We start from the raw sequence: 26,699 nt of genomic DNA on the forward strand, positions 1-26,699 counted from the left end.
CAAAAAGACCCGCCCCGGAGCGATCCGGGGCGGGGCAGGGGAGGATCAGAATTTGGTCCGCAGACCGATATTGATAACGCGGCCCAGCGGGTTGGCGTTAAGCCCGTCATAGCCGACTGCGCCATTGACCGTGTAGGTGTTCACAAAAGGCGGCGCCTGATCGAGCAGGTTGTTCACGTCCAGATAGAATTGCGCTTCCTTGATCACGCTCAGGTTCTTGAACGTATAGGCAAGGTGCAGGTCCACCGTGGTGAAGGGCTTGACATAGTCGCCGCCGCCGGTGGGCACGCCATTGGTGCGGATGATCGGGTTGACCACCGAGGAGCCCCAATAGGTGTAGCTGCCCAGATAATTGACGAAGACATCGGCGCTGAGAGGGCCCTTGTCATAGCCGATATTGGCGCGGCCTTCCATCTTCACGCTGGGGAAGGTGGTGTTGAAGCCCGAAGTGCCCAGCACGCTGAACTTGGTGCCGTTGGTGCCGAAATACTGCTCGAACTGGAGCTTGCGGGTGAAGGCGGCGCCGATGTTGAAGCGGCCGACCGGCGTGTCGAACCGGTAATTGGCCGAAACGTCCAGACCCGCGACATTGAGGTTGAGCGCATTCTGCTGCTGGAAGTTATAGCTGTAATATACCGGGTTGGTGATGACGCCGGTCTGGGGCAGGCCCGCGCCCAGCGCCGCGATCTGGGCCGTGGTGGCGCCGGTGGGATAGAGTTGCAGCAGATAGGACAGATCCGCCGAGCCCAGCGCCAACGGGGCCTGAGGCGCGGTGATGCCGCCGCGCAACTGGTTCTTCCAATAGGTCACGCTGATGCGCAGGCCCGGCACCTGAACCGGGGTGAGGTCGACGCCCACGCTCCATGCGGTGCCCTTTTGCGGCTTCAGATTGCCATTGCCGCCCGTTACCAGCACGCCGTTGGTGCTGCTGCCCAGCGTACAAGCCGTGGCCGAGCAGGTCACGCCCGGAACCGAAGTGATCGAGGGGAAATTGGCGATCGAGATCGTGGGCGAACCGCCCGGAATGCCGCTGGGCACAATGCCCGAATAGCCCGATTCACCCGTCAGACCCGTCCCGTTCGACCCGATCGAGGTCAGCGCCGGGGCCACAAAGCTCTTGGCCCAGTTGGCGCGGAACTTGATGCCGCGAACGGGTTCAAAGTTCATTGCCAGCTTGGGGTTGGTCGTGCTGCCGAAGTCGCTGTAATGGTCGTAACGGCCCGAGATATTGAGGTCGAGCAGCTTTATGACGCTGTCCTTGATGATCGGCACATACAGCTCGCCATAGGCCGATTGGACGTTGCGGTTGTAATGGGTGTTGAACGCCTGCGAAGCCTGGCTGGCAATGCCCAGATTGTTGGCGCGGATGTTATACTGATCCATCTCATAGCCCATCAGCTCGCCGCCGATGGCGATCTTGGCCGGGCCTGCAGGCAGATCGAACAGGTCGCCTGAAACCTTCACATAGGCATTGCGCATGAGCTGACGCGCATATTGGAACTGGCGATTGTCGACCAGCGCGGACTTGGTGGCCGCCGACGTGCCGTTGGCCCACAGGTCGATGGCATTGGCCGTGGTCAGCGCCTGCGACACCGATTGCGAGACACCGTTGATGGCCGCCGAGGTGAAGCCGTTGAGCGCGAGGTTGAACACCGAAGCGTTCAACTGACCCACGTTGACCTGCGTCGAGCTGTCCGAACCATAGACGCCGCCTACGTTGATCTGCCACTTGGGGGACAGGTCATAGATCGCATCGGCGCGGATCGAGATGTCCTCGGCGGTGCCGGTGATGGTCGCGCCGGGGCCGAACATGCCGTCGGCGTTCCAGTTCGCCGTCGTGGTGGTGCCGCTGTAGAACGGGTTGATTGAACGACCAGCGGGCAGGACGCCGGTGTAGGCGGTGCCATAGACCGTGCCGCTGGCGCTGCCGCGCGTCACGTTCTGGACGTTGCGGCGGTTCGAATAGATGAAGTCGGCATAGAGATGCAGCTTTTCGCCCACTTCCTTGGTGATCTGGGCATAGACGTTATGGCGCTTTTCCGAAGGCAGCAGATCCCACGATTTCACCGGATCGCAGCCCGTGGCCGTGGTGATGTCATTGCAGCGGGTGGGGGTGAAATTGGTGCCGCCGCGGCTGCGCAGGTCGGCGCTGCTGGCATAAGAGCGCGAGGAGGCGGCGAGGTTGGAACGGTCTGAATAATTATACGAGACCAGCACGCTGCCCGTGTCATAGGTCTGGCCCCAGAGCAGGCCTGCGGTCAGCGAATTGTAACCGCTGGCAAAGCCCTTCTGGACGTTGGCCTCAAAGCCGTTGACCTTTTTGCGGGTGATGAAGTTGATCACGCCCGCCACCGCGTCCGAACCGTAAACCGAGGAGGCGCCATCGGCCAGCACCTCGACCCGCTCCAGCGCCATGGGGGCCAGAATATTGGGATCGGCCAGCACGTGGTTGATGCCGCTGGTGGGCAGGCGGTGGCCGTTGATCAGCACCAGCGTCGAGTTCGAGGCCGAAGCGCCAAGGCCGTGGATGGTGGGTGCGTTGGTGCCCGAACCGTCCGCCGAACCGAAGGCGCCTTGCCCCGCGCTTTGCAGGCCGACGACCGAGGGGACGGTCTTCAAGACCTGCTGCACGGTCTGCGCGCCGGTTGCTTCCAGATCGGTGCGGGTGACGGTGACGAGGTTGGAGCCGACCGGGGCGACACCCTTGATGCTGGAGCCGGTGACGATGATTTCGGCTTCGGGCTTGGCCTCCTGAGCATAGGCCGACTGGGCGCAGGCCAGAGCCACCGCAAGCACAGAGCTTTGCGCGATGAAACGCATCTTGAATTGCATGATTGTCCCCTCCCAAGGGCGTTGTAATCTGTTTGTGAACTAACTGGTACATACATGAATGGCAGGCGTCAATAGGCCTTGACACCCGCCATCGTTCTTCAGTCGATTTTCACCCGCTCGACCGGGCCCAGCACGATCAGATAGGCCAGCGTACCGATAATCCCCAGCGCGCCGATATAGGCCAGCGCGCCATAGAAGCTGCCCGTGGCACCCACGGCAAAACCGACCACCAGCGGGGTGATGATGCCAGCCATATTGGTAAAAAAGTTGAACAGGCCCGCCGTCAGCCCCATCATCTCCTTGGGCGCGACATCGGACAAAAGTGTCCAACCGAGCCCGGCCAGACCCTGACCGAAAAATGCCAGACTCATGACGGCGATCACGGCATTGTTGCTGTCCATGTAATTGGCCGAAACCATGCTGGCGCACAGCAGGAGGCCCGCGATGATCGGCACCTTGCGCCCGATGGTGGGCGAGCCGGTGGCGCGAATCAGCCAGTCGGAGAACACGCCCCCCAGCATCACTCCCGCCGCCGCCGCAATATAGGGCAGCGAGACCAGCCAGCCCGACTTGATGAAGGTCATCCCGCGTTCCTCGGCCAGATAGGACGGGAACCATGTCAGGAAGAAAACCAGCGTGGAATTCGAGCAGAATTGCCCGATCGAGGCGCCCGCGATCTGGCGCGTGGTGACCAGTCGGCGGACATTCGCCCAGCTGAAGGCGATGGGCCCTGAGCTGCTGGAGATGCCGCCCGAAAAGCCGCCGCCGGCCGCGATCAGGTCGATTTCGGCTTGATTTGCATTGCTATCCTGCGGCTCGCGATAGAGACGGTGGAACAGGAAAGCAAAAGCGATGCCCAGCGCGCCGACCACGAAGAACAGCGAGCGCCAGCCATAATGCGCCAACATCCAGCCCAGCACCGGGATCAGCAGGCCAAGCCCGATATATTCGCCTACGGTGTAAACGCCCGTCGCCTTGGCGCGTTCGTTCTGCGGAAACCATGTGGACAGCACGCGGCTGTTAGCGGGGAAGCAGGGCGCCTCGGCCAGACCCAGCGCGAGGCGGGCGGAAACCAGACCGGCCACGCCCGTCGCCAGCCCGTGCAGCGCCGTCATCGCCGACCACAGGCCCAGCGAAAGCGCATAGGTCAGGCGCGTGCCAAGGCGGTCAAGCACATAGCCGCCGGGGATCTGCGCCAGCGCATAGGTCCATGAAAAGGCGGAAAAGATCAGGCCCATAACCTCGGGCGTGATATGCAGTTCCCTGACCAGTTCGGGCTTGGCCACGCCCATCACCGAACGGTCGAGATAATTGATCAGCGTGGCCGTGGAGATCAGCGCAAGGACGGTAAGGCGCTTGGTGGTCGGCTTCATTTCGCGCGCTCCCGCGCCCACATCACATGGCGCACGCCCAGCGGATAGCCGTTGATGCCCAGGCCCGAGATGATGCCCGTGACCACTTGCGTCATGATCGAGTGGCTGCGCCATTCGGCCTCGCGGCGGTGGATGTTGCTGATGTGGACTTCGACCACCGGGCAGTCGACCATCTTGAGCGCGTCTAGGATGGGATAGGCGGCATAGGTGAAGGCGGCGGGGTTGAAGACGATCCCGGCATGGCCCTTGCGCGCGGCCTGAATCCAATCGACCGCTTCATGTTCCGCATTGGTTTGTCGAAAGTCGATTTGATAGCCCGTTCCGGCCACTTCAGCCTCACACATAGCCTGCACATCGGCCAGCGTTTCATGGCCATAAATATGCGGCTCGCGCTCGCCCAGCAAATTGAGGTTCGGCCCGTTGAGGACCAGAATCGTGCCACCCATGGCATGTCTCTCCCTTGTTTGGCCTCGGCATAATCGAAACCGCTTGCCATGGGAAGAATTATGTACGAACCAGTTCATAAATGAAAATAGGGAGAATGTGATGCGTTGGGGATTCGCCGGAATCGCGACTGCGCTCTTGTCGGGCGTTGCCTTCGCGCAAGCGCCGGGCGACTGGGCCACCTATGGCCATGACAAGGGCGGCCAGCGTCACTCGCCGTTAAAGGCCATTACGCCGGCCAATGCGGGCCAATTGGCCCCGGCATGGGTCTATCACATGCGGCCCGCGACGCCCGCGACCACCACCGACGCAAACGCCGATGCACAGCGCCGCGCCGAGGGTCTTCCTGATATGACCGCAGGCGGCGCGCCCGCAGGTCCGCGCGCGCGCCGCAGCCGTTTTGCCGGGTCCGAGGTCACGCCGCTGGTGGTGAACGGGCGGATGTTCGTTTCAACCCCCTATGGCCGCGTGGTTGCGCTCAACCCCGACACCGGCGCGGAACTCTGGGCCACCACCATTCCGGGCCCCGGCCAGCCGAGCTTGCGCGGCGTTGAATATTGGGCAGGGGACGCGCAAACGCCCCCGCGCATTGTGTTCGGCACGCGCGACGGCCGCCTGATCGCGCTGGACGCGGCGACCGGCGCCTTCGCAGAGGGCTTTGGCGATCATGGCGTGGTCGAGATGAAAACGCCCGAGATCCTGAACGGCGGCGAGGCGCGCTTTTACGGCATGACCAGCCCGCCCATCGTTTACGGCAATCTGATCATCACCGGCAGCGCGGTGCAGGAATTTCCCGCCAAGGGCGCGGCGGGCGATGTGCGCGCATGGGACGCGCGCGATGGTCATCTGGTCTGGACGTTTCATTCCGTGCCGCGCAAGGGCGAGAAGGGCTATGACACATGGGCGCCGGGCAGCGCGGAAGGGCGCAGCGGGGTCAATGCATGGGGCTTTCTGAGCGTCGATGAGAAGCGCGGCATTGTGTACATGCCCTTTGGCGCGCCCACCTTTGACCGCTATGGCGGCGACCGGGCGGGCGACAATCTTTTCGGCACATCCTTGGTCGCGGCGGATGCCAAGACCGGAAAATATCTCTGGCATTTCCAGGTGGTTCATCATGACATCTGGGATGGTGACTTAGAAGCCGCGCCGCTGTTGTTTGATGCCACGGTCAAGGGGCGCAAGGTTCCCGCCGTCGCGGTGATCTCGAAATCCGCGCTGCTTTTTGTACTGAACCGCGAAACGGGCAAGCCGATCTTCCCCATCGCCGAGCGCCGCGTTCCGGCGAGCGACGTGCCGGGCGAAAAGGCCTCGGCCACCCAGCCTTTCCCGCTGGTGACGCCGCCGCTGGGGCGCACAAGTTTTTCCATCAAAAATGACATCACCGACCTGACGCCGGAACTGCGCGACACCTGCGCCAAATGGATTGCCGACAATCAGATGGTCGAGGGTACGATCTACACCCCGATCCATCTGAACAAGGTCACGATCAGCTTCCCCGGCCTGCTCGGCGGGGGCAATTGGGGCGGGGCGACTTATGATCCGGGGCAGCACCTGCTGGTGGTCAACACGCATGATCTGGGGCAGGTGACGAAAATGGTGCCTTCCAAAGGCCCTCTGCCTTTTGAGCGCGGCCAGCCTTCGGGCCGGTTCCGCCCGGATAACAGCCGCCTGCTGTGTCAGAAAGGGCCATGGGGCCGCCTGTGGGGCGTAGATATGACCACCGGCAAGATCCGCTGGCAGGTGCCTTTGGGTATCTCCGACGAGGCGCCTGAGGGCAAGAAGCTCACCGGGCGGCCCAACATGGGCGGGGCGATCACCACGGCGGGCGGGCTGACCTTTGTCGGCGCGACCGATGACAACCGCTTCCGCGCCTTTGCCACGGCCACGGGCAAGATGGTTTGGGAGGTGAAACTGGACGCCGCCGCCCATGCCACGCCGATGACCTATACGGGGCGGGATGGGCGCCAATATGTGGCTATTGCCGCCACAGGCGGAACCTTCCTCGACAGCCCGCTGACTTCGGACACGATTACCGCCTTTGCGCTGCCTAAGAAGGATGCCGGACAATGAAAATCGCGCTTCGTTTTGCCGCCTGCGCCGGTCTGGCGCTGATGCTCTCGGGCCAGACGCCGCTGCCTGCCGCGCCCAATGGCCCGCCGCGCACCCCGCCGCCCGGCTATCAGGATGCCTATGCGGGCAAGAAGCGCCTGCTGGTGATCGCCGACCTGTCCACCGGCAATCAGAGCGCCCATATGGCCGTCAGCCACGCCGTCTCCGTCATCGAGCAGATCGGGCGCGAGAGCGGGGCCTATGTCACCTTTATCCGCACCGACATGGACTGGATCACCAAGGGCGAGACATGGGGCAAGTTTGACTATGCCAAGGGTGGGCCGAAGCAGGCGAGGGGCAAGAACCTCGACTATTTCGACGCTGTGCTGTTCTACACCAATGGCGACACCACGCTTTCACCGCAGCAGAAGCAGGATCTGCTTGATTACGTGGCCAAGGATGGCAAGGGCTTTATCGGCATCCATACCGCCACGGCCACAGCCACCAACTGGCCCGAATATGGCGAGATGCTGGGCGGGGTTTTCGATAACCACCCATGGATGATTTCGGACGCCAAGATCATCGTCGAGCGGCCCGGTTTCCCGGCCATGAAGGGGCTGAAAACCGGCATGGTGCTGAAGGACGAGCATTACCAGATGCTGCCCAACCCCTATTCGCGTGACAAGGTGGATGTGCTGGCCCGCATCGACACGTCCAGCGTCAACATGGCTGCGCCGATGGTCCATCGCAAGGATGGCGATTTCCCCGTCGCGTGGATCAAGTCCTATGGGCAGGGGCGCGTGTTCTATTCCGGCCTCGGGCACACGGACGCCAGTTGGGACGATCCGCGTATCCGCACTATGGTTCTGGAGGCAGTGAAGTGGGCGGTTAATGGGGGCGAGAAGCCGGTGCCGCATGGGATGAAGTGAGGGGTTTTATGCCTCTGGCGGGCAAAGGGACTTGTCCCTTTGCAATCCCGTTATGGGGTTGCGTCTAATACGCTAATAGGGTGATGAGCCGATAAAGTTAAAGCCTGCGGCGCGGCGATGTTGCGCTGATAAGCGCCGCAGGCTTTAAAATTTCCAACGGCGCGTCCGACACATTTGACCGAACCCATGGCGCAACAAAGACAGTAACGGGAGCGCGAGGGTCTAGACCCTCGCATCTTTAAACCCTTACTTCCCCACCCCATAATTCTTCGCCAGATAGGCCACGATCACATCATAATCAGCATCCGAAACTTTGGCGCCTTTGCCGATCATCTGATCGACCACTTCGGCCCATTTGTCGGCGTCATAGCGCTTGCTGGCGACGATGGCGGGGGGGTGGCATGCGGCGCAGGCGGTTTGCACCGCGGCCTGGCCCTCTCCGGCGGGAAAGGAGGGCGCGGTATCCTGCGCCCTCAGTCCGCCCGCCAAAAATGCCGCCAACACTGGCAGCATCATCCACAGTGGCTTCATTTCGCCGCGCTCTTCTTGTCAAGGCGGGCGTGGAAGAAGTCGAAGGTGGCGTTCATCGCGCGCAGGCTGGCCTCGCGGGTTTGCGCGGGGGTCTTGCCGATGAAGCTGTGATCGACGCCTTCGATATAGATGCTTTCGACCGGCACGCCTGCTGCTTTCAGCTTCTCCTCGGCCAGATGCGATTGGGCGACGGGAACGGTCTTGTCCTCGACGCCGTGGATCAGCAGGAAGGGCGGGTCCTTGGCGTCAATATAGGTGTTGGGACTGGCGGCGGCGAATTTTTCCGCTGTGCAGGGGCCATCGCAGCCCAGCAGCTTGCCCGCTGCGCCATCCTGTCCGCCGGGTCGGCCTGCGGAGAGGGCGGCGAAATCGAACACGCCGTACCAGATCGCGGCGGCCTGCACGCATTCGCTGCCCGGCGCGGCCTTGGTGCCTGCGGCGTCAAGCGAGGCGTCGCCGCAGCTCAGCGCCGTCAGCGCCGAAAGGTGGCCGCCCGCCGATCCGCCCCAGATGCCGGTGCGGGTGGGGTCGATGCCAAAACGGGTCGCATTGCCCTTCAGGAAGCGCAGCGCCGCGCGGGCGTCCTGCACCTGTGCCGGGAAGGGCGCTTCGGCGGCGAGGCGATATTCGAGGCTGGCCACCACAAAGCCTTCGCTCGCCAGACGCGCCAGCGCGGCGGGGAAATTGGCCAGCGCGCCCGAATGGCGCGTATGCCCCGCCACCCAGCCGCCGCCATGGATATAGAGCACCAGCGGCTTTGGCCCCACGGTCTTGGGCGGCATATAGATATCGACGATCATCGGGCGATAGCCGGGGATGGTGGAATAGGTGACATCGGCAAGGCTGGTCACGCCGCCGGGCCATTGGGTAACATGCACCGGATAGTGATCTTCCAGCACCGGCTGGGCCGCCACGGGGAACACGCGCGGGGCGGCTTTTGCGGCCCCTGCTTGCGCCACGCCCGGCAGCGCCATGGCCAGCGCCAGGGTAAGAAGATATTTGCTCATGAGGCCCTCTCAGACTGTGTTATGTGAACCGGATAGTACACATCAGTCGCGAGGGCGCAACGGGGCGCTTGGCACAAATTGTATCAAGGGTGGATAATCGCCTTATCCGGCCTTTACCCAGCGCAGAACGCAATCGATGATCTGCACCCGGCGCCGTGCCTTTTGCGCGGATTCGGCAAAGTCCACGCCAAAGTTCTGGCGGAATGTGTACCGGTTGGATACGTTGTAGAAAGACAGCGCCGAAATCGTCATGTGCAGATCGACCGGGTCGATCCCTTCGCGAAACACACCCTGATCCACGCCCTTTTTCAGGATCGCGCCCAGCGCCGCGATCACGGTGCGGTTGCGTTCCTGCATGCCGGGGATCTGGGCGATATGCTCGCCCTTGTGAACGTTTTCATTCATGACAAGACGGACGAAATCGGGATGTTCGAAGTGATAGTCGAAATTGTGCCCGATGATCGCGCGCAAAGCCTGTTCGGGCGAGAGATCCTCGAACCGCGCGGCCTGTTCCTGATTACGGATCGTTTCATAGGCGCGTTGCAAAACCGCCTGATACAGCCCATCCTTGCTGCCGAAATGATAATAGATCATCCGCTTGGAGGTCTGCGTCTTTTCCGCGATCTCGTCGATCCGCGCGCCCGCCAGCCCTTTTTCGGAAAATTCGTGGCCCGCAACCTCGAGAATATCCTCGCGCGTGCGCAGCGCGGTCAACTGGCGCTTGGAAAGGCCCGTATTTTCAGATTGGGCTATGCTGTCTTGCGTCACCTTGCTTGCAACTCCCGCGGGTCAGGGCAATCCCGTGCCTGATCCGTAATCGGCCTAGCCCAAGCATTGCCGCTTGTCATCCCCGTCGGGGTGGCAGGCGCCGGGCGGATGTGCCACAAGGCGACAAACTCTATCTGAAAGCCCGGTTAATTCATGGAAAATAGCTCGTCCCTGTTGCATGACGGATTTCTGCTGCTGGGTTTTGCCATGGTCTTTGTGCTGGTGTTCCGGCGGCTGGGGCTGGGGGCCACCTTGGGCTATCTGCTGGCGGGCGCGGTGGTGGGGCCGCATGTGCTGGGCCTTGTGGGCGAGGCCGAACAGAAGATGGGCTTTGCCGAACTCGGCATCACGCTGCTGTTGTTTCTGGTCGGGCTGGAATTGAACCCGGCGCGCCTGTGGAAGATGCGGCGCGATATTCTGGGGCTGGGGGCGATACAGGTGGTGGCCTGCGGGGCGGCGCTGGCGGGCTTTATCTTTGCGGCCACGATGCTCTCGCCCACGGCGGCGCTGGCGCTGGGGATGCCGCTGGCTTTGTCCTCGACCGCGCAGGTCTTGCCGATGCTTCAGGCGGCGGGGCGTCTGCGCACCCCCTTTGGCGAGCGCACCTTTGCCATCCTGCTGTTTCAGGATCTCTCGATCATCCCGATGATCACGATCATCGCCACGATGAGCCGCAATCCGGCCGATGCCAATGGGCCTCCGGGCTGGCAATTGGGGCTGTATACGGTGCTGGCGATTGCGGGGCTGATCCTTGCCGGGCGCTATCTGATCCGCCCGTTGTTCCGCCTGATCGGCAATCTGGGCGAGCGCGAAATGTTCATTGTCGCCGCGCTCTTCACGGTGATGGCCAGCGCGGCGGTGATGGAGCTGCTGGGGCTCTCCACGGCGCTGGGGGCGTTTATCGCGGGGGTGATGCTGGCGGATTCGCCCTATCGGCATGAGCTGGAGGCTGATGTCGAGCCGTTCCGTTCGATCCTGCTGGGCCTTTTCTTCCTTGCCGTGGGCATGATGCTCGATCTGCACACCATTGCCGAAAGGCCATTTTTCGTCCTCGGCATGGCGCTGGGTCTGGTGGCGATCAAGACGCTGGCGATTTTTGCCATCGGCAAGATGTTCGGCATGAAATGGCGCGGCGCTCTGGCGCTGGGCATGTTGCTCAGCCAAGGCGGCGAATTCGGCTTCGTGCTGTTTACGCAGGCCCAACACGCGCTGCTGATTGCGCCGGAGGCGGCCAGCCTGTTCGGCGCGATCGTCACCGTTTCGATGGCCACTACGCCTTTCCTGATGAAGGCCACCAAGCGGATGCGCGAAGAGCCGGCCATGGCGCTGGGCGAGCGCGCGGGGCCGGAAAATGCCGACCGCGCCGCCGCCATCGTCGTGGGCTATGGCCGCTTTGGCCAGAGCGTGGCGCAGATGCTGAACGCCAGCGACATTTCGGTGACCATGATCGACACCGATATCGAAATGATCGACATCGCCAGCAGCTTTGGCGCCAAGGTCTATTTCGGCGATGGCACGCGGCTCGACCTGCTGCGTCTGGCGGGGGCTGAGGATGCCAGTATGATCCTGTTCTGCATGGATGGCGATCAGCTTTCGGCCGATGCGGTCGAGGCGGTGCACCATGCTTTCCCCGAGGCCAGCATCTATGTGCGCGCTTATGACCGGCGCGCGGTGATCCGGCTGAAGAAATCGCCCGCCGCGCGGATCGTGCGCGAGGTGATGGAATCGGCGGTCAAGATGGCGCGTCTGGCGCTGGAGGACAGCGGGGTCAGTATCGAGGCGATCAACCGAGCCGAGGAAATGTACCGCGCCAATGATCGCGAGCGGTTGAAGATCCAGATCGAGGCGGGCGACGTGCGCGCCGCGCGCGGCATGATGATCGTGCGGCCATCGGGCGAGGAGTAAGCGCAGCGATCGATGCGTTTATGCAATCCTTTATGCAAGGGGTTATGATAGCGCTTGCATAGATGGCGCGCGCGCCATATCCATGGGCGCTATGAAACAGACTCGCGCCGATTTTGATCCTGCCGCCCCCGAAGATTTCGATAGCGCACATGCTGAATATGCCCGCCTGCGCGCGCAATGCCCGGTGGCCCATGCCACGGAACTGGGCGGTTTTTGGGCGCTGACCAAATATGAGGATGTGAAGAAGGCGGCCTCTGATTATGCCGCCTTCACCACCACGGTGCAGAATGTGATTCCCAAGGTGGCGTTTACCGGGCGACGGCCTCCGCTGCATCTCGACCCGCCCGAACACACGCCCTATCGCAAGGCGCTCAACCCCTTGCTTTCGCGTGAAAGATCCGACGATCTTGAGCCGCGGGCACGCGAATTGACCCGCGCCGCGCTGGCCTCGTTGGTGGCGCGGGGCGGGGGCGATATCTGTATCGAGTTTTCCTCGCATCTGCCGGTGCAGATCTTTGGCGAATGGATGCGGATGCCGGGCGAATGGCTCGAAACGCTCCACCGGCAGGGGCGCGAATTCGTGCTGGCGGTGCATCTGAATGATCCGGACAAGATGAAGGAGACCAGCCTGCGCCTCTATGACATGGCGCGCGCATTGATCGCCATTCGACGCGAACATCCCGAAGACCCCGCGCTCGACCCCACCTCCGCCTTGCTGGAGGCGCGGCATGAGGGGCAAGGGTTGCCCGACGAACTGATCGTGGGTTCGGTGCGGCAGATCCTGCTGGTGGGCATTGTCGCGCCGCTGGTGATGGTGGGCAATATGGCGGTGCATCTGTGCCGCGACCGCGCGTTGCAGGACCAGTTGCGCGCACATCCCGACCAGATCCCGGCGGCGGTCGAGGAATTCCTGCGCCTCTATACGCCTTATCGAGGCTTTGCCCGGACGGCGGTGCAGGACGTTGAAATTCGCGGCGAAAAAATCTGCGCAGGCGAGGCGGTGGCCCTGCTCTACGGTTCGGCCAACCGCGATGAGGAGGTGTTTCCCGATGGCGATCAGTTCATCCTCAACCGCCCCAATATTGCCGAGCATCTCGCTTTTGGCCGGGGGCCGCATAACTGTCCCGGCCTGCATCTGGGGCGGATGGAATTGAAGGTCGCGCTGGAGGAGATCCTTGCCGCAACCCCCAACGGTTTTGAACTGGCGGGCGAGATTGCGATGAGCCGCTGGCCCGAAATCGGCGCGCTCTCGGTGCCGTTGCGCTTCCTCTAACGGCGCAGCAGGACCGAGAGATTGTTGGCGGGCATGGGCAGAACCGTCTCGACGCGCAGTCCATGCTGCGCCGCGCAAGCGCTGACATCATCGAGATCGCGCAGGCCCCATTCCGGGTTGCGTGCCCGCAGATCCGCGTCAAACGCCGCATTGCTCGGCTCCAGCGCCACCCCCGCGCGGCGATAGGGACCATAGAGATAGAGCAGCCCGCCCACCGGCAGGATTGCGCCCGCGCCGCGCATCAATCCCTCCGTGGCCGCCCATGGGCTGATATGGATCATGTTGATGCACAAGATGGCATCGGCCTGCGCAATCGGCCATTCCCCCGCCGCATCCAGCGCCAAGGGCGGGGCGACATTATCCAGCCCTTGCGCCCATGCCGCAATCGAGGCGCGGGCATCGGGCGAGGGATCGGAAGGCTGCCAATGCAGTTCGGGCAGGGCGCGGGCGAAATGGACGATATGTTCGCCCGACCCGCTGGCCAGTTCCAGCACCACGCCCGAGGGCGGCAGCGCCCCGCGCAGCACATCGAGGATAGGATCGCGATTGCGCGCGGCGGCGGGCGCTGTGCGGCGCTGGTCTTGGTTGGTCATGGCGCAGGATTAGGCGCCAATCCCCCGCGCTGCCAAGCCATTACCGCGCGTGGCGATTGGCGAAATAATGGCTGGCGCGCTGCAACAGGTCGGCCTGCGCGGTATCCGGCTGCCAGTCGGTCCGCCGCGCCACCGCGATCCGCATCATCAGTCCCGGCGGCGAACAGGGCAGCGCGATCAGCCTGTCGCGGCGCTGGGCCAGTTCGTAGTCGGTCATCAGCCCCAGCGCCGTACTGCCCGCGATCACCTGTGCGATCAGCGGCGGCGCCTTGGTAATCAGCCGCAGTCGGGGCAGGCCGCGCCCGGCAAACAGCGCCATCAAAGCTGCGTGACGCTGGGAATCGCCCGATGAGTCCACCCAGTCATAACGCGCCAGATCGGCCGGCCCGGCATCCGCGCGGGCTGCCAGCGGATGATCGAGCGCGGCCGCAATGCGAAATTCCGCCGCGTCCAGATGATCCCACACGATCCCCTCAGGCGTTGGCAGGTCGGTATAGCCAAAGATCAGATCGACCTGACCGATCACCAACCGCGTCAGCAATTCGGGCGCGGCGGCTTCCTCCACCTGAAGGCAGGCATTGGGGTGGCGCCCCAAATGCTCGCGCGCGACCGTGCCGATGGCGGCAAGACCGGGGTCGGCGGTTACGGCCACGACAAAGGTGGCCTCGCTGTTGTCCTGAATATCGCGCGCCTTGCGGATCGCCCATTCCAGTTCGGTCAGGAAACGCGCGCATTTCTCGGCCAGCGCCGCGCCTTGGGCGGTAGGCTTCTGCTGGGCGGCGGCGCCTTGCAGCAAGGGCTGAGCCGTCCTTTCTTCCAGCGCCTGAACCCCGCGCACGATCGATCGCATCGTCACGCCCAGCGTGGCCGCCGCCTTGTCCAGCGAGCCGCGTTGGTGAATGCAGACCAGCGCGCGCATATACCGCGCCGAAATCCGCCACAGGTCAATCGGCTCCTCTATCCCCAGCGCTTCGGCCAGATGATCGAGCAGACCCGCCACATCGCGATGAAAACTCTTGCCCGCCGCGCTCAGCACCGCCCCTTTATTGCCGCGCTCGAACAGGGTGAGGCCGGTATGCTCCTGCAATTGCTGAAGCGCCTGAGTGGCGGCGGGTTGCGACAGGCCGCATTGCGCCGCCGCATCGGTGATAAAGCCCAGCCGCCCGGTCGCCTCGAACAACACAAGTTGTCGCGGGCTGATCGCGTTGATGCTCTCGTGGGACCGAACTATGTGAACCATGGGAAATACTGGTGCATCCGATACTTTCCTTGCGGTCTAACCGTATTTGGCGGGTTGGCAAGGGTGGGGGGCGCTTAAAATGCAGTCGATTGTGATCGGAATTGTTATCACAGATGTGCGGTTTTGCACCTTCAATCATTCAATGGATGGAGACAGGAAATCGATGCTTCCTGCCCAGGGGTCTCGGTCATCCTGCCCTTTCTGAACAGGCCGGGTGGCAAATCCGGCGATAGTGGAGAGGGGGAAGGGATATGCTGGAGCATCTGTTACTGGCGGGGGCCTTATCGGTCTGTACAGCGGGGCCGGATCGCGCGGCGGAGCAGGCACGGCCCGCACCGCCAAAAGGGGTGGCAGGCGTGATCGTCGCGGTGGGCGATGATCGGGTCGAATTGCGCCAGAAGGACGGCGCGCAGGTCACCGTGGCGATGGTTCCGGGCTGGACCCTGTCCTATCCGGCCGATGCAGGGGTGGATGCGCTGCGGGTGGGGCAATTCATCGGTTCGGCCAATCGGCCTCTGGGCGATGGGCATGGCGCGGCCAATGAGGTTCGCGTGTTTGAGCCGGGCTACCTTCCCGAATATGGCACGCATACGCTCAATGCGCCCGGTTCAATCGAGGGTACGATGATGACCCATGGCTTTGTGTTTGGCGCAGAAAAATCGGGCGGCAAGCTGGCGTTGCAGGTGTTCTATCCGGGCGGATGCCGGGTGATTGATGTGGATGAGGGGATGAAGGTCCATGTTTCGGTTCCCCTTGAACGCTCGCTGGCCAAGCCGGGGCTGGCGGTCTCGGCGGTGATGCGTCCGGGTGCGGATGGAGTGATGCGGGCGGCGCGATTGACGGTTCCGGCGCGGCCCTGAAACAGAAAGGGCGGCGGGAGGATCAGCTCCGCCGCCCTTTCTTTTACCACTGAGGCTGGCTGGTGAAGAACTTCTGCCAGAAAGCGATCTTGTCTGGTGCCGCCACCGGGATCGGGCCGAAATTCTCGCCCAGTTCCATCACCTGCGGCTTGGCCGGATCATACCGCGGCCATTCGGGCAGAGGCTTTCCATCAGATCCGGGGCCATTGGGGTCCCCCTTGGCGATGATATTGGCCCAATAGGAGGACATGGTCTCGCCAATCTTGCGGTCCTGATCGCTCCACGGCAGGTTCACCGCGTCCAGACTGTTGAACGCATAGGGAATTTCTGAGCCGTGGAAGGCCCCGCGCATGTCATGGCTCGGCCCCGGCTGAGCATGGGTCCAGAAATAGGTGTAGACCGGCAGGGGCGAACCCTTGCTCCACAACCGCCCCCACAGGAAGGTGGACACGCGCGAGCAGTCGCGTGCGGCGGCGTCGTTCTGGGTCGCCGCCTCGGCATCATCGGTGGCCGGATAGAGGCGCAGGAATTCCTGCGCCATCGCCCCGAATTTACGCCGCGCCGATGCGGTATAGGCCGCCAGCGTCACATTGGTCTGGGGCATCCCCGCGCGCGGCGGCGGCGGATTGGCGCGCAGCCGCTCAAAGGCAGTTTCGGGCACCGCGCCCGTCTCGTCTTTGTTATTGCCCGAAATATAGGTGACGTGATTCTGCGTTCCGGCGGCATAGGTGGCCGCATAGCCCTTGGGGATGACATAGCCATCGACCACCGGGCGGAACAGGGGCGGCTTGCCGTCGCTGCCGGTTTCCACCTCCATATCGACGGTGTTGCTGCCCTCGATGATCTTTTGCCACGGCATCGCGCGAAGGGTTGCCGGGTCTGTGCTGCCATGGGCTTCGGCATAGGCCTGCCCCGCCTTTTCCGCCGCATCGCGGGTGCGATAGGAAACGGAAAGATAGCGCAATTCGGTGTCGCCGGGGTGGCGGGTGTGGCTCTCGCTGATGCTGGCGCGGAACAGGCCTTTGGTCAGCGGCGACATCGACAGGAAGCCCACCGAACCGGCCCCTGCCGATTGCCCGCCGATGGTCACGCGCGCCGGATCGCCGCCAAAGGCGGTGATGTTGCGCTGAACCCAGCGCAACAGGGCGATCTGGTCCATCAGGCCATAATTGCCCGAGGCCCCCTGCGCGCTCTCGCGGCTGAGCGCGGGGGTGGACAGGAAGCCGAGCGCGCCCACGCGATAGTTGAAGGTGACGACGACGATGCCCTTCTTGGCCAGACCTTCGCCGTCGAATTCGGGGTTGGCGCCGGTGCCGCCGATAAAACCGCCGCCATAGATCCAGACATAGACCGGGCGGCGTTCATCGGTGCCCGGCTTGGCGGTGGTCCAGATATTGGCGCTCAGACAATCCTCGCTTTGGGCCATGCCGCGCGCCATCTCGGGGCCGGGTTGGGGACAGAGCGGGCCAAAGGTCGAGGCATCGCGGACGCCCTGCCACGCCGGGGCAGGGGCAGGCGCGCGCCAGCGCAGATCGCCCACCGGCGCCGCTGCAAAAGGCACGCCTTTATATACCGCCACCGAGGCATCGCGCCCCGTGGTTCCTTTCAAAGCGCCGCTCTCCACGCGCACCGTGCCGTCGCCGACGGTCTGGGCAGGGCGGGCAAACTGGCCGATCGCCTCGCCGCTGGCCAGCACATGGCCTGCCATGGCCGCCTTCATCGCGGCATAATCGCCGGTTTCAGGCAGGCGGATGTCGAGCGCAAAGACTTGCAGATGATAGGCATGGGAGGCTGCGTCATGGGGATGTGGCCCGGCATAGGGCGCGCTGGCGCCATGCACATTGGGCCCATAGGCCGCGCCCTTGGGCAGATCGGTCATGCCCGGCGCCAGCGAGCGCGCATCGGCAGGCAGGTTATAGGCGACCAGATGCAGGCTGGTATTGTTGGTAAGCTCGCCCTGTACCACCACAAGGATGGAGCGCGTACCCTTGGGCGCCGCGCTCCATGTCAGGCCGGGAAAGCGGTTCGCGCCATATTGCGTGGCATCGGGCGAGAGCACGCCCTTGGCGTCAATCTGCGGACTGCTGACTGTAAGGCGTGCAGGGGCGGCAAGGGCGCTGATCAGGATCTGGCTGTCATGGCCGATGCGCGCTTCCTGCCCCTGCGCATGGGCGGCCCAGAGCAGGCCCGCCGAAAGCGCCGCCAGACGCCACCTTGTCTTGTTGTTGGCCATCACGGTCATCCCCATCTGTTATGCGATTTGTCTGAGGCGACATAGCGGCGGGGGCGCCAAGCGATACCTATAGGATTTTGGGCAGGATAGATCGAATTTCCGCCCGATCAGTCCTAGCCCGCCAATCGCATCGCATGGGCCTCGCGGTAAAGCTCCTCGCGGAAATCAGGATGGGCGATAGCGATCAGGGCGTCTGCACGCTGGCTCAGCGTCTTGCCCTTCATATCGGCCACGCCATATTCAGTGATCACCAGATGCGTATCATTGCGCCCCGTGGTCACCGGCCCGGAAAGGCGCGGCGTGATGCGCGAAATCGTGCCGCCCGCCGCCGTCGAGTGGCACGCGATGATCGACTTGCCCCCCGCCGACATATAGGCCCCGCGCACGAAATCGACCTGTCCGCCGGTGCCGGAAAATTGCCGCCCGGCCACGAATTCGGAATTGCAGGCCCCGTGGAAATCGACCTGCGTTGTGGCATTGACCGAGACGACGCGATCATTGCGGGCGATGATGGCGGGGTTGTTGACATATTCGACCGGAAAGGCCTGCGCTGCGGGATTGTCGTCAATGAAATCATACAGCGCCCGGTCGCCCAGTGCGAAGGTGAAGATCGTGGTGCCCGCATGGGTCTGCTTGGCCGAATTGTCCGCCACGCCCCGGCGCACCAGTTCGGCAAGGCCGGGCGTGATCAGTTCGGTATGGATGCCGAGGCGGCGATGATGATGCAGCCCTGCGCAGACCGCATCGGGCAGCGCGCCGATCCCCATCTGCAAACAGGCGCCATCATCGACCAGCCCCGCAATGATCTCGCCGATGCGGACGTCTACCGGAGACAAAGGCGCAGGCGGCACTTCGACCAGCGGCGCGTCATTTTCCAGCAGGGCGGCCACATCCGACAAAGGTACGCGGCAATCACCACGCACACGCGGCATATGGCGGTTCACCTCAAAGATGATCCTCGCCCCAGGCTTGCGCGCTACGGCCAGCGCATAATCGGTGTTGGTGCCAAGGCTGAAGAATCCCTCGTCATCCATGGGTGAGACGGTGGCGATCAGCGTATCGACGCCGACATGCTCGACCATGGATCGCGGGATCTGGCTGAAATGAGATGGGATGTAATCGACGAGGAACTCATCGCCCCGGCGCCCCTTATCCAGCGTGCGTTCGACGCCGCTGTGGAAATAGCTCATCGGGATCAGGCGGTCGGTCAATTGCGGGTCAAAGATCGTGCGCCCGGCAATCGCGGTACAGAGCATATAGTAAAAGCTTATGTCGCGCGCCGCGCCCGCCCGCGCCCTTTCGGCCAGGGCATGCAGCAACAGCGGCGGCGCCCCCGCGCCCAAGGATAGCGCAACCCGCGCCCCATCCGGGATCATCGCGGCGGCCATGGCCGGGGTGGTCAGGCGGGCGCGATATTGCGCATTCAGATCCATCATCACCGTCTCATCCTCTCGCGCCCCGTTTCGGCGGGGTCGGCATGGCAGAGTAGAGATAGAGGCGCGCGCGGCCAAGACCTGCCAAGAGCCAATCATGCCCGACCATCGGATTATATGGACAAGCGCTGTCGCCAGAATAGTCTTGCAATTGCGCGCCTGTGGCCCGAGAAGTGCCGATCCTTCGCCAGAAAGCGCCCCTCAGGCATGAGCAGAATTCGCAATATCAAGGAACTGGCCGATCTGGCCGGAGTGTCGACAGGCACCGTTTCGCGCGCGCTGGCAGGCTCGACCCTGATCAGCCTGAAGACCCGCGAACGGATTCAGGCGCTGGCCAAGGAGCATGGATTTCGGCCCAATCTGCTGGCGCGCAATTTGCGGATTCAGCGCACGAACACGATCGGCGTGCTGATCCCGCTGGGCCATGAAACAGCCCAGCATCTGACCGATCCTTTCTTCATCACCATGCTGGGCCTGCTGGCCGATAAGCTGACCGAGCGCGGCTATGACCTGCTGCTCAGCCGCGTCATCCCCACCGACAGCGCATGGCTGGACCGGATCGCCACATCGGGGCGGGTCGATGGACTGATCGTGATCGGGCAATCGGATCAGGCGGCCACGATTGACGCGGTGGCCAAGGATTATCGTCCGCTGGTGGTCTGGGGCGGCTATGATGCCGATCAGGTGCATTGCAGCGTGGGCAGCGACAATCGCAAGGGCGGCGATCTGGCGGCCAGCCATCTGATCGCGCAGGGTTGCCGCAAGATCGCCTTCTTTGGCGATCCCAAGACGCGCGAGATTGAGCAGCGTCTGCAGGGCGTGCGCGACGCTCTGGAGCGCGCAGGGATGGGCGAGCCGCATGTCGAGCCCGCCCATCTGACGGATGATGAATTCGGGCCGGAAATCGCCGGTTTTCTGGGGCAGGCCGCCGATGGGCCGATCGGTATCGTGGCGGCCTCGGATGTGATCGCGCTCAAGACCTTGCGGGCGATGGCGGGCATGGGCCTGTCGGCGCCGGGCGATGTGCGCGTGATGGGCTATGACGGCCTGACCATCGGCGAACACACCGTACCCCAGCTCTCCACGATCTGTCAGGATCTGGTGCGCGGCGCCGAGCATCTGGTGGATATGCTCGTGCGCCGCATCGCGGGCGAGGATACGCAAAGCGTGGTGATGGAGCCGGAACTGGTCCTGCGCGCTTCGGCGTAAAGGATCAGATCCCCAGCGCCACCGCCAAAGCGCCCAAAAGGCCTGAATTCTCGCCCAGCGCGGGGGCCACGATCACCTGCGCCGGATCGCCGACGAAATAGCCCGCGCCGCTTTGCGCCGCCATGGTGCGGATCTTGTCCAGCAGGCCGGGTGTTGCCGTGACGCCTCCGCCCATGACGATGCGGGCCGGGTCCATGATTGCCTGAAACGTTACGGCGGCTTGCGCCAGATACCATGCGATGATGTCGGCGCCGGGATGGCCCTCGGGCAATTCGGAGAGCGACACGCCCCAACGCGCGATGATCGCTGGACCACAGGCCAGACCTTCGAGGCAATCGCCATGGAACGGGCAATGGCCCGCAAAATCCAGATCGCCCGGGTGGCGCGGCATGCGGATATGCCCCATTTCCGGATGCGACAGCCCGTGCAGCAAGCGCCCATCGGAGACAAAACCCCCGCCAACGCCGGTGCCGATGGTCAGATAGAGCAGCGATCCCGCCGCCTTGCCCGCGCCCCAGCGCGCCTCGGCCAGAGCCGCACCATTCACGTCGGTTTCCAGCCCCACGCGGCAGCCAAAGGCGCGCGCGAAAGGCCCGGTCAGGTCCGCCCCGCTCCAATGCGGCTTGGGGGTGCGGGTGACATGGCCCCATGTGGGCGAGGCGCGGTTGAGGTCTAGCGGCCCAAAACTGGCGATGCCGATGGCCTCGGGCTTGAGCCCCTGCTCCCGAAACCAGCCGATGGTGGCGCCCAGCGTTTCCTCGGGCGTGGTGGTGGGGATGCGGTGGCGGGCAAAGATCGTTCCTTCCTCATCAGCGATCCCCGCCACGAATTTGGTGCCGCCCGCCTCGATCAGGCCATATTGCGCCATCTTATGCTTCCTTTACCCCAGCCTGATTTACCCACGCTCGGTCGCCATCCAGCGCGATGCGGAACGTGGGCGCAGGCGTACCGCCAAAATGGGCGCGCCGCCATGCCGGATCGTCCACTTTCGTTTCCGCCGTGCAGGCCGGATAGTCGATAAAGCCCCAGACATCGAGATCGGCGTCCACCCACCAGCTATAGGTCTGGAACGGAGCGTCATCCGGGTTTGCGGCGACAAGACCTGTGCCGTTCAAAGGACGCCAAGGCCCCAGCACATCATCGGCCACCGCGCCATAGACGCCATTAGGGCCGGAGGGGCCATCGGGGGCAAAGACCTTACGCTGGGTGGACCAGAACAGGTAATAATGCCCGCCGCGATGGATGAGGAGCGGGCGCTCCTGCTCATTGTTCAGCCCGTCCGCGCTCAGGATCGGGGCCAGGATCTGCCAGTCGGTCAGCGCCTGATTGGTCGCCCGCGCAATGCCGATACAGCCGTTGAAGGCATGGGGCGAGGGTTTGAGCGAGCCGGTAAAGACGATATAGGTCGCGCCATCACGGGGATCGCGAAAATGGGCCGGATCGCGGAAACCCTTGATGAAGCCGGGCGCGCCCTCGCGCTGGTTGACCAGCACGTAATTCACATTGTCGGCAATGATATTCTCATGCGGGGCGCTCCATCCGGCGATGGTGAAATCATCGGTGTTCAGCTTGCCCGTGGTCTGGAACAGGCGCTGGGCGAAGGAGCGGGCTTCCTCGCCCGGATAGCCGGCGACCGTGTAGAACAGTGTAACCTCGCCCGTTTCGGGATGCCACAATGCGCTGCCCGCCCATTCGCGGCTGCCGGGGTTGAACCCATCGGGCAGGGCGTGACCATGGTCGGACCAGGTGCCATCGGCGGCATGGGTCATCAAGCGGATGCGCACGAAGTCGTGGCGCGCCTCGGGATCGGGCAGGGCGGGGGCGCACAGCACGAACCACAGGCTTGCCCCGTTAAACAGGGTCGTGCTGCCATCGGCATTCTGCAGCGGCCACAGATCCCACAGGTCAATGCCGGGCAGAATGGGGTGAACATCGGCCGGATCGATCAATGGGATGGTATTTTGCGCGGATGGCGCGATGGCGCGGATGTGATCGGCGCGCCACGTGGAAATCGAGGGGGGAACGCTGGGCTGCGTCACTTTCATTCTCTCCCGGTATGTCTGGCTTGTCAGGCCTTATAGGCGATGTTCAGTGAATAGGCAATCGTTTGCATTCTTATGCGAACGGGGCGGATCAGCGCGCGGCCAATTCATAGACAAGCACTTCCTCACCCTTCATCGGGGGCAGGGGCAGACCCATCCGGGCCAGCCAAGCGCCGTCCATTTCGACCGAGGCCGCGCCATCGCGCATCAGGCGATAGCGCCGCGCCGGATCGACCATGCCCAGGCGCAGATGCGGCTGATGGCGCATGGTGGTGGGCGCGGTGCGGGTGACGATCAGCAGGAGTTGATCCTCATCGCCATGCGCCTGCCAGACCACGCTGTCGCCCGCCTCGCCCTGCCACACGCGGCCATGGTGCAGGCGGTCGCGCAGGGCTTTGTAGCGCGCGATGGTGGCGGTCAGATCGTCCGTCTCGGCCTGCGTCAGTTTGCGCAGGTCAAGCTCGACCCCGAAATGGCCGGGCAGGGCGACGCCTGCGCGGAAGGGCATCGACTGCATCCGTCCGGTCGAATGGGCGGGGCAGGCGCCGACATGGCTGCCCATCACCTCGGGCGGCATGAATTGCAGAAAGCCGCGCTGGATCGAAACGCGGCTGATCGCGTCGATGCAATCGCTGGTCCAGAAACGATGCGCATGGGCGATCACGCCCGCATCGATCCGGCCGCCTCCACCGGCGCAGCTCTCGATCTCGACATCGGGGAAGGCCGAGCGCAGTCGGGCCATCAATTCATAACTACCAAGCACTTGGCTGCGGAACTTCGCGCTGTTTCCGGCATGGGTCAGGTCGCGGTTGTGGTCCCATTTGAGATAGGAAATCGGCAGATTGCGCAAATGCTGCGCCACCGCATCAAACAGATAGTCGCGCACCTGCGGCAGGCTCATGTCCAGCACGAGCTGATTGCGCGCGCCCAGCAAGGGACGGCCCAAGATATGCAGCGCCCAATCGGGATGGGCACGGTAAAGGTCGCTGTCGGGGTTGACCATTTCCGGTTCGACCCAGAGGCCGAACTCCATGCCCAGATCGACCACATGACGGGCCAGAGGCATCAGCCCATCGGGATATTTGCGCGCATCCACCACCCAGTCGCCCAGCGAGGAGGTGTCATCATCGCGCCCCTTGAACCAGCCATCGTCCAGCACATAGCGCTCAATCCCCACGCGCGCGGCGGCATCGGCCAGTTCTTTGAGCGCATCGAGATCATGGTCGAAATAGAAGCCTTCCCATGTGTTGAGATGGACCGGGCGGGGTTTCATCACGCCATCGGGCCAGGTCATCCGCGCGCGAATGGCGCGGTGAAAGGCCCATGCCAGGCCATTGGCCCCTTCGCCCGAAACGCTGGCGAGGATCTCGGGCGTGGTCATGCTTTGCCCCGGCGCAAGGCGCAATTCGCCCGGCGCCAGCGCCTCGCCCATGATCCATTGGCGGCGGCCATCGTCCAGCCATTCGATGGTCTGAAGGTGATTGCCGCTCCACGCCAGTTGCGCGCCATAGGCCGCGCCATCCGCGCAGGAGACAATCGCGCCCGGGAAGCAATCATGACTGGTCAGGCCGCGCCGGTTTTCGCGCCGCCATTGGCTGCGGGTCAGCGCATCGTCGATGGCGACGAATTCGCTGTTATGCCGCCCGCCATAAGAGCGCACATGCCCGGCATCGGCGGGCAGGGGCAGATTGCCCGAGGCCAGAAAGCCGACCTCCAGCACATCATCGCCCGCATTGGTCAGTGTGGTGGAAAGTGTCAGCGTATCGGTGGCCGGATCGAGGTGGGCGGTGATGGCGGTGGCGATGTGGGTCACATCGTCGGTCATGTGAAAGATCACGCCATCGGCGATGTGTTCCACGCGCGTTGCGGTGATTTGTTGCGCCCAATCCTGCCCGGCACGGCTGGCCATCAGGGCGCTTTGTCCGAACCAGCCCATACCCATGGTGGGAAAGATCGACAGCGGCTGATCGAAATGCAGCGAGAAGCTAGGCTCGGGCCGCGTGTTGCGCAGGGGGGCAGGTGGCATCACCCCATCAGGCAGACGCGGGCCCCAATAGCGCCACAGGGGCGCCTCATCGGGCCGCACTTCCCAGATGGCCGTGCAGGCGGGCGAATGAAGGGCGACGAATTCAGGCTGCACGGCGGTTTTCCTCAGGCATATCGCGCACGCGGAGCATGGTCAGGCCCGCGCAGAACAGGAGAAGGGCGGCAAAGCTGATCGCATGGCGCGGATCGGCATTCAGCACGTGGCGATAGATCCAGCCGAAGGTCAGCCCGTTGATGAGCATGGGCACCACAATCATCATATTGAAAATGCCCATATAAACCCCGGTCCTTTCGGGCGGGATCGCGCGGGCGAGGATGACATAGGGGTTGCCCATGATGCTGGCCCAGCCAAGGCCAAGGCCCAGCGCCGGGATCATCAGCGACAGGTGGCTGCCCAGTTCGGGCATGGCCAGCGTGGTGAAAATGGCCGGGGCATGGGCCGCACCCGGGCCAACGCCGGGCAGCATCAGCAGGCAGAGCGCACAGACCATCAGCGCGACCATATGCATCCGCGATGCGCCAAACCGCCGCGCCAGAGGCACCATGGCAAAGGCCGCGACAAAGCCGATCAGATTATAGAAGGCCCCCAATTGCTGGGTGGTCAGCACGGCGTCGCGGAACAGGGTGCTGGTTTTGTCCGCCGTGCCAAAGGCCGAGCGGCCGATGGAAAGCGCGGCATAGGACCAGTAGATTGAAAAACCATACCATTGGAACAGGCTCATCCATGCCATCTGGCGCATCGCGCGGGGCATTTCGACAATGGCCTGGATGATCTCGCGCATGGCCGCGCCTGCCGATTTTTCCGTGGCGGCGATGCGCTCGCGCTCGTCGGGCGTGGTGGGCAATTCGGGCACGCGCAGCACCGACCACAGGATCGTGCAGATCGACAGCACCGCCCCGATCAGGAAGGAAATATGCGTGATTGTGGGGATATTATGCGCATCCACCGCATTGCGATCCACCCCGAACCAATAGACGAGAATCGAAGGGCTGAGAAAGGCCAGGCATTGTGCAAGGCCGGTAAAAGCGCTCTGGCTGAGAAAGCCGATCTCGTGCTGATCGGCGTTAAGCCGGTCGGAGACATAGGCCCGATAAGGCTCCATGGTGGTGTTATTTCCCGCATCGAGCAGCCAGAGCAGGCTGGCCGCCATCAGCAGGCTGGAGGAATGCGGCATCAGAAACAGGCCAAGGCTGCACAGGATCGCGCCGATCAGGAAATAGGGCGTCCGGCGGCCAAAGCGCGAGTCGGTCCGGTCGCTCATCGCGCCCACCAGCGGCTGGATCAACAGGCCCGTCATCGGCCCTGCCAGTTGCAGGATCGGCAGGCTCGCCTCGTCTGCGCCCAGCCACGAATAGATCGGCACCATATTGCCCTGTTGCAGACCAAAGCTGAATTGCAGCCCAAGGAAGCCAAGGTTCATTTCAACAATGCGCAGCAGCGACAGATGCGGCTTTCGTGCGTCTGTGCGGGCCGGGGCAACGGCCAGATCGGCGGGGGCGGCGTGGGCCATGGGCTTCCTTTCCTGACACCCTCTTTGCGGGGCTGACTCGTTCTTCTCCTCTCGGCTTAGCCTGAGTTGCGAGGAAGTGCAACAATCGTTTGCATTGCTTCGCTACGTCTGCGATTCGCACATTCTATCTTGTGCTGGATTGGTGGTGGAGGAGTTTTCCCGCCCAGCATGGATAGATCCGATCCGGATGGGTTGGCAGGTAATCCGCAACTTGCCTTGTCGTAACTTCGACAGGTGCGCGCGAGGGTGTAGAAGTGTTATCTGAATCTACATACCGGTGATGAGGACCGGGGTGGTGTAGCCCATTTGTCACAGGAGGAGAAAAGTCAGAATTGCATTTGCACTCGATTGCAAAAGCTATTGCAACCGATTGTTTTGGGGTTTAGAGGGGTTTTTTATGAGCTGCCCGGAATAACCCGGG

General features: G+C 63.3%; 20 protein-coding genes. 6 read left to right on the forward strand and 14 right to left on the reverse strand.

All coding sequences use genetic code 11. The features are described from left to right. Positions 1-45: 45 nt before the first annotated feature. From FHW96_RS12245 to FHW96_RS12255, 3 genes are all read right to left on the reverse strand, one after another. Positions 46-2,832: a TonB-dependent receptor domain-containing protein gene (locus FHW96_RS12245; RefSeq protein WP_172340863.1), complete on the reverse strand. Its 2,787-nt coding sequence runs from the start codon at positions 2,830-2,832 to the stop codon at positions 46-48. A gap of 98 nt (positions 2,833-2,930) precedes the next feature. Continuing rightward, positions 2,931-4,205, reverse strand: a complete 1,275-nt coding sequence (locus FHW96_RS12250) for an MFS transporter (protein ID WP_172340864.1) — start codon at positions 4,203-4,205, stop codon at positions 2,931-2,933. Beyond that, entirely contained in the window at positions 4,202-4,651 is a 450-nt protein-coding gene (locus FHW96_RS12255) for a type II 3-dehydroquinate dehydratase (RefSeq protein ID WP_172340865.1), read from the reverse strand. Before FHW96_RS12255 ends, FHW96_RS12250 begins: the two co-directional genes overlap by 4 nt. A 100-nt stretch (positions 4,652-4,751) precedes the next feature. Here FHW96_RS12255 and FHW96_RS12260 point away from each other — a divergent pair, with 100 nt between their 5' ends. Continuing rightward, the gene (locus FHW96_RS12260; protein ID WP_172340866.1) at positions 4,752-6,719 is read left to right on the forward strand and encodes a pyrroloquinoline quinone-dependent dehydrogenase; all 1,968 of its coding nucleotides are present in this window, start codon (positions 4,752-4,754) and stop codon (positions 6,717-6,719) included. Beyond that, positions 6,716-7,627 carry a ThuA domain-containing protein gene (locus FHW96_RS12265; RefSeq protein WP_172340867.1) on the forward strand — a complete coding sequence of 304 codons (912 nt, stop codon included), beginning with the start codon at positions 6,716-6,718 and terminating at the stop codon, positions 7,625-7,627. The genes FHW96_RS12260 and FHW96_RS12265 overlap by 4 nt, the downstream gene beginning before the upstream one ends. 246 nt (positions 7,628-7,873) lie before the next feature. On the opposite strand, the gene FHW96_RS12270 is transcribed toward FHW96_RS12265, so the two are convergent. The 3 genes from FHW96_RS12270 to FHW96_RS12280 all read right to left on the reverse strand — a co-directional run bounded on the left by FHW96_RS12270 (position 7,874) and on the right by FHW96_RS12280 (position 9,933). After that, positions 7,874-8,143: a hypothetical protein gene (locus FHW96_RS12270; protein WP_172340868.1), complete on the reverse strand. Its 270-nt coding sequence runs from the start codon at positions 8,141-8,143 to the stop codon at positions 7,874-7,876. Between the two features lie 11 nt (positions 8,144-8,154). After that, positions 8,155-9,165 (reverse strand): alpha/beta hydrolase, encoded by a 1,011-nt coding sequence (locus FHW96_RS12275; RefSeq protein WP_253950915.1) that lies wholly within the window; start codon positions 9,163-9,165, stop codon positions 8,155-8,157. 102 nt (positions 9,166-9,267) lie between these two features. Then, positions 9,268-9,933 carry a TetR/AcrR family transcriptional regulator gene (locus FHW96_RS12280; protein WP_371815701.1) on the reverse strand — a complete coding sequence of 222 codons (666 nt, stop codon included), beginning with the start codon at positions 9,931-9,933 and terminating at the stop codon, positions 9,268-9,270. Between the two features lie 153 nt (positions 9,934-10,086). Between FHW96_RS12280 and FHW96_RS12285 the strand changes: the two genes are divergently transcribed. Beyond that, entirely contained in the window at positions 10,087-11,838 is a 1,752-nt protein-coding gene (locus FHW96_RS12285; RefSeq protein ID WP_172340869.1) for a cation:proton antiporter, read from the forward strand. A 91-nt stretch (positions 11,839-11,929) separates the two neighbouring features. Beyond that, positions 11,930-13,111 carry a cytochrome P450 gene (locus tag FHW96_RS12290; protein ID WP_172340870.1) on the forward strand — a complete coding sequence of 394 codons (1,182 nt, stop codon included), beginning with the start codon at positions 11,930-11,932 and terminating at the stop codon, positions 13,109-13,111. On the opposite strand, the gene FHW96_RS12295 is transcribed toward FHW96_RS12290, so the two are convergent. Both FHW96_RS12295 and FHW96_RS12300 read right to left on the reverse strand, forming a co-directional pair. Continuing rightward, positions 13,108-13,704, reverse strand: a complete 597-nt coding sequence (locus FHW96_RS12295) for a DUF938 domain-containing protein (RefSeq protein ID WP_172340871.1) — start codon at positions 13,702-13,704, stop codon at positions 13,108-13,110. The genes FHW96_RS12290 and FHW96_RS12295 overlap by 4 nt on opposite strands. Before the next feature lie 40 nt (positions 13,705-13,744). Further along, the gene (locus tag FHW96_RS12300; RefSeq protein WP_172340872.1) at positions 13,745-14,944 is read right to left on the reverse strand and encodes a LysR family transcriptional regulator; all 1,200 of its coding nucleotides are present in this window, start codon (positions 14,942-14,944) and stop codon (positions 13,745-13,747) included. 251 nt (positions 14,945-15,195) lie between these two features. On the opposite strand from FHW96_RS12300, the gene FHW96_RS12305 reads away from it, so the two are divergent. Next, entirely contained in the window at positions 15,196-15,804 is a 609-nt protein-coding gene (locus FHW96_RS12305) for a hypothetical protein (protein WP_172340873.1), read from the forward strand. Between the two features lie 43 nt (positions 15,805-15,847). Here the strand turns inward: FHW96_RS12305 and FHW96_RS12310 are convergent, their stop codons facing one another. Beyond that, complete coding sequence (locus FHW96_RS12310) at positions 15,848-18,037, reverse strand: carboxylesterase family protein (protein WP_172340874.1); 2,190 nt, start codon at positions 18,035-18,037, stop codon at positions 15,848-15,850. A gap of 113 nt (positions 18,038-18,150) precedes the next feature. Beyond that, positions 18,151-19,473 carry an acetyl-CoA hydrolase/transferase family protein gene (locus FHW96_RS12315; protein WP_172340875.1) on the reverse strand — a complete coding sequence of 441 codons (1,323 nt, stop codon included), beginning with the start codon at positions 19,471-19,473 and terminating at the stop codon, positions 18,151-18,153. Positions 19,474-19,677: 204 nt separating this feature from the next. Between FHW96_RS12315 and FHW96_RS12320 the strand changes: the two genes are divergently transcribed. Then, a complete protein-coding gene (locus tag FHW96_RS12320; RefSeq protein WP_172340876.1) occupies positions 19,678-20,679 on the forward strand; it encodes a LacI family DNA-binding transcriptional regulator in 1,002 nt (333 codons plus the stop codon). Between the two features lie 4 nt (positions 20,680-20,683). Here FHW96_RS12320 and FHW96_RS12325 read toward each other — a convergent pair whose 3' ends face one another. From FHW96_RS12325 to FHW96_RS12340, 4 genes are all read right to left on the reverse strand, one after another. Beyond that, positions 20,684-21,547: an ROK family protein gene (locus FHW96_RS12325; RefSeq protein ID WP_172340877.1), complete on the reverse strand. Its 864-nt coding sequence runs from the start codon at positions 21,545-21,547 to the stop codon at positions 20,684-20,686. Position 21,548: 1 nt separating this feature from the next. After that, positions 21,549-22,718 (reverse strand): glycoside hydrolase family 68 protein, encoded by a 1,170-nt coding sequence (locus FHW96_RS12330; RefSeq protein ID WP_371815702.1) that lies wholly within the window; start codon positions 22,716-22,718, stop codon positions 21,549-21,551. A 94-nt stretch (positions 22,719-22,812) separates the two neighbouring features. Continuing rightward, positions 22,813-24,861 (reverse strand): alpha-galactosidase, encoded by a 2,049-nt coding sequence (locus FHW96_RS12335; protein ID WP_371815703.1) that lies wholly within the window; start codon positions 24,859-24,861, stop codon positions 22,813-22,815. Then, positions 24,851-26,278, reverse strand: a complete 1,428-nt coding sequence (locus FHW96_RS12340) for an MFS transporter (RefSeq protein WP_253950916.1) — start codon at positions 26,276-26,278, stop codon at positions 24,851-24,853. The genes FHW96_RS12335 and FHW96_RS12340 overlap by 11 nt, the downstream gene beginning before the upstream one ends. Positions 26,279-26,699 lie beyond the last annotated feature (421 nt).

The sequence above is a fragment of the Novosphingobium sp. SG751A genome (genome assembly GCF_013149295.1).
Classification (GTDB): domain Bacteria; phylum Pseudomonadota; class Alphaproteobacteria; order Sphingomonadales; family Sphingomonadaceae; genus Novosphingobium.

What these genes read in the sequence shown, in the direction of transcription:
- FHW96_RS12295 (WP_172340871.1), bottom strand. Translation starts at nt 13,704, where the DNA reads ATGACCAACCAAGACCAGCGCCGCACAGCGCCCGCCGCCGCGCGCAAT.
- FHW96_RS12320 (WP_172340876.1), top strand. Translation starts at nt 19,678, where the DNA reads ATGAGCAGAATTCGCAATATCAAGGAACTGGCCGATCTGGCCGGAGTG.
- FHW96_RS12265 (WP_172340867.1), top strand. Translation starts at nt 6,716, where the DNA reads ATGAAAATCGCGCTTCGTTTTGCCGCCTGCGCCGGTCTGGCGCTGATG.
- FHW96_RS12300 (WP_172340872.1), bottom strand. Translation starts at nt 14,944, where the DNA reads ATGGTTCACATAGTTCGGTCCCACGAGAGCATCAACGCGATCAGCCCG.
- FHW96_RS12340 (WP_253950916.1), bottom strand. Translation starts at nt 26,278, where the DNA reads ATGGCCCACGCCGCCCCCGCCGATCTGGCCGTTGCCCCGGCCCGCACA.
- FHW96_RS12250 (WP_172340864.1), bottom strand. Translation starts at nt 4,205, where the DNA reads ATGAAGCCGACCACCAAGCGCCTTACCGTCCTTGCGCTGATCTCCACG.
- FHW96_RS12285 (WP_172340869.1), top strand. Translation starts at nt 10,087, where the DNA reads ATGGAAAATAGCTCGTCCCTGTTGCATGACGGATTTCTGCTGCTGGGT.
- FHW96_RS12275 (WP_253950915.1), bottom strand. Translation starts at nt 9,165, where the DNA reads ATGAGCAAATATCTTCTTACCCTGGCGCTGGCCATGGCGCTGCCGGGC.
- FHW96_RS12255 (WP_172340865.1), bottom strand. Translation starts at nt 4,651, where the DNA reads ATGGGTGGCACGATTCTGGTCCTCAACGGGCCGAACCTCAATTTGCTG.
- FHW96_RS12325 (WP_172340877.1), bottom strand. Translation starts at nt 21,547, where the DNA reads ATGGCGCAATATGGCCTGATCGAGGCGGGCGGCACCAAATTCGTGGCG.
- FHW96_RS12315 (WP_172340875.1), bottom strand. Translation starts at nt 19,473, where the DNA reads ATGATGGATCTGAATGCGCAATATCGCGCCCGCCTGACCACCCCGGCC.
- FHW96_RS12290 (WP_172340870.1), top strand. Translation starts at nt 11,930, where the DNA reads ATGAAACAGACTCGCGCCGATTTTGATCCTGCCGCCCCCGAAGATTTC.
- FHW96_RS12305 (WP_172340873.1), top strand. Translation starts at nt 15,196, where the DNA reads ATGCTGGAGCATCTGTTACTGGCGGGGGCCTTATCGGTCTGTACAGCG.
- FHW96_RS12270 (WP_172340868.1), bottom strand. Translation starts at nt 8,143, where the DNA reads ATGATGCTGCCAGTGTTGGCGGCATTTTTGGCGGGCGGACTGAGGGCG.
- FHW96_RS12245 (WP_172340863.1), bottom strand. Translation starts at nt 2,832, where the DNA reads ATGCAATTCAAGATGCGTTTCATCGCGCAAAGCTCTGTGCTTGCGGTG.
- FHW96_RS12310 (WP_172340874.1), bottom strand. Translation starts at nt 18,037, where the DNA reads ATGGCCAACAACAAGACAAGGTGGCGTCTGGCGGCGCTTTCGGCGGGC.
- FHW96_RS12260 (WP_172340866.1), top strand. Translation starts at nt 4,752, where the DNA reads ATGCGTTGGGGATTCGCCGGAATCGCGACTGCGCTCTTGTCGGGCGTT.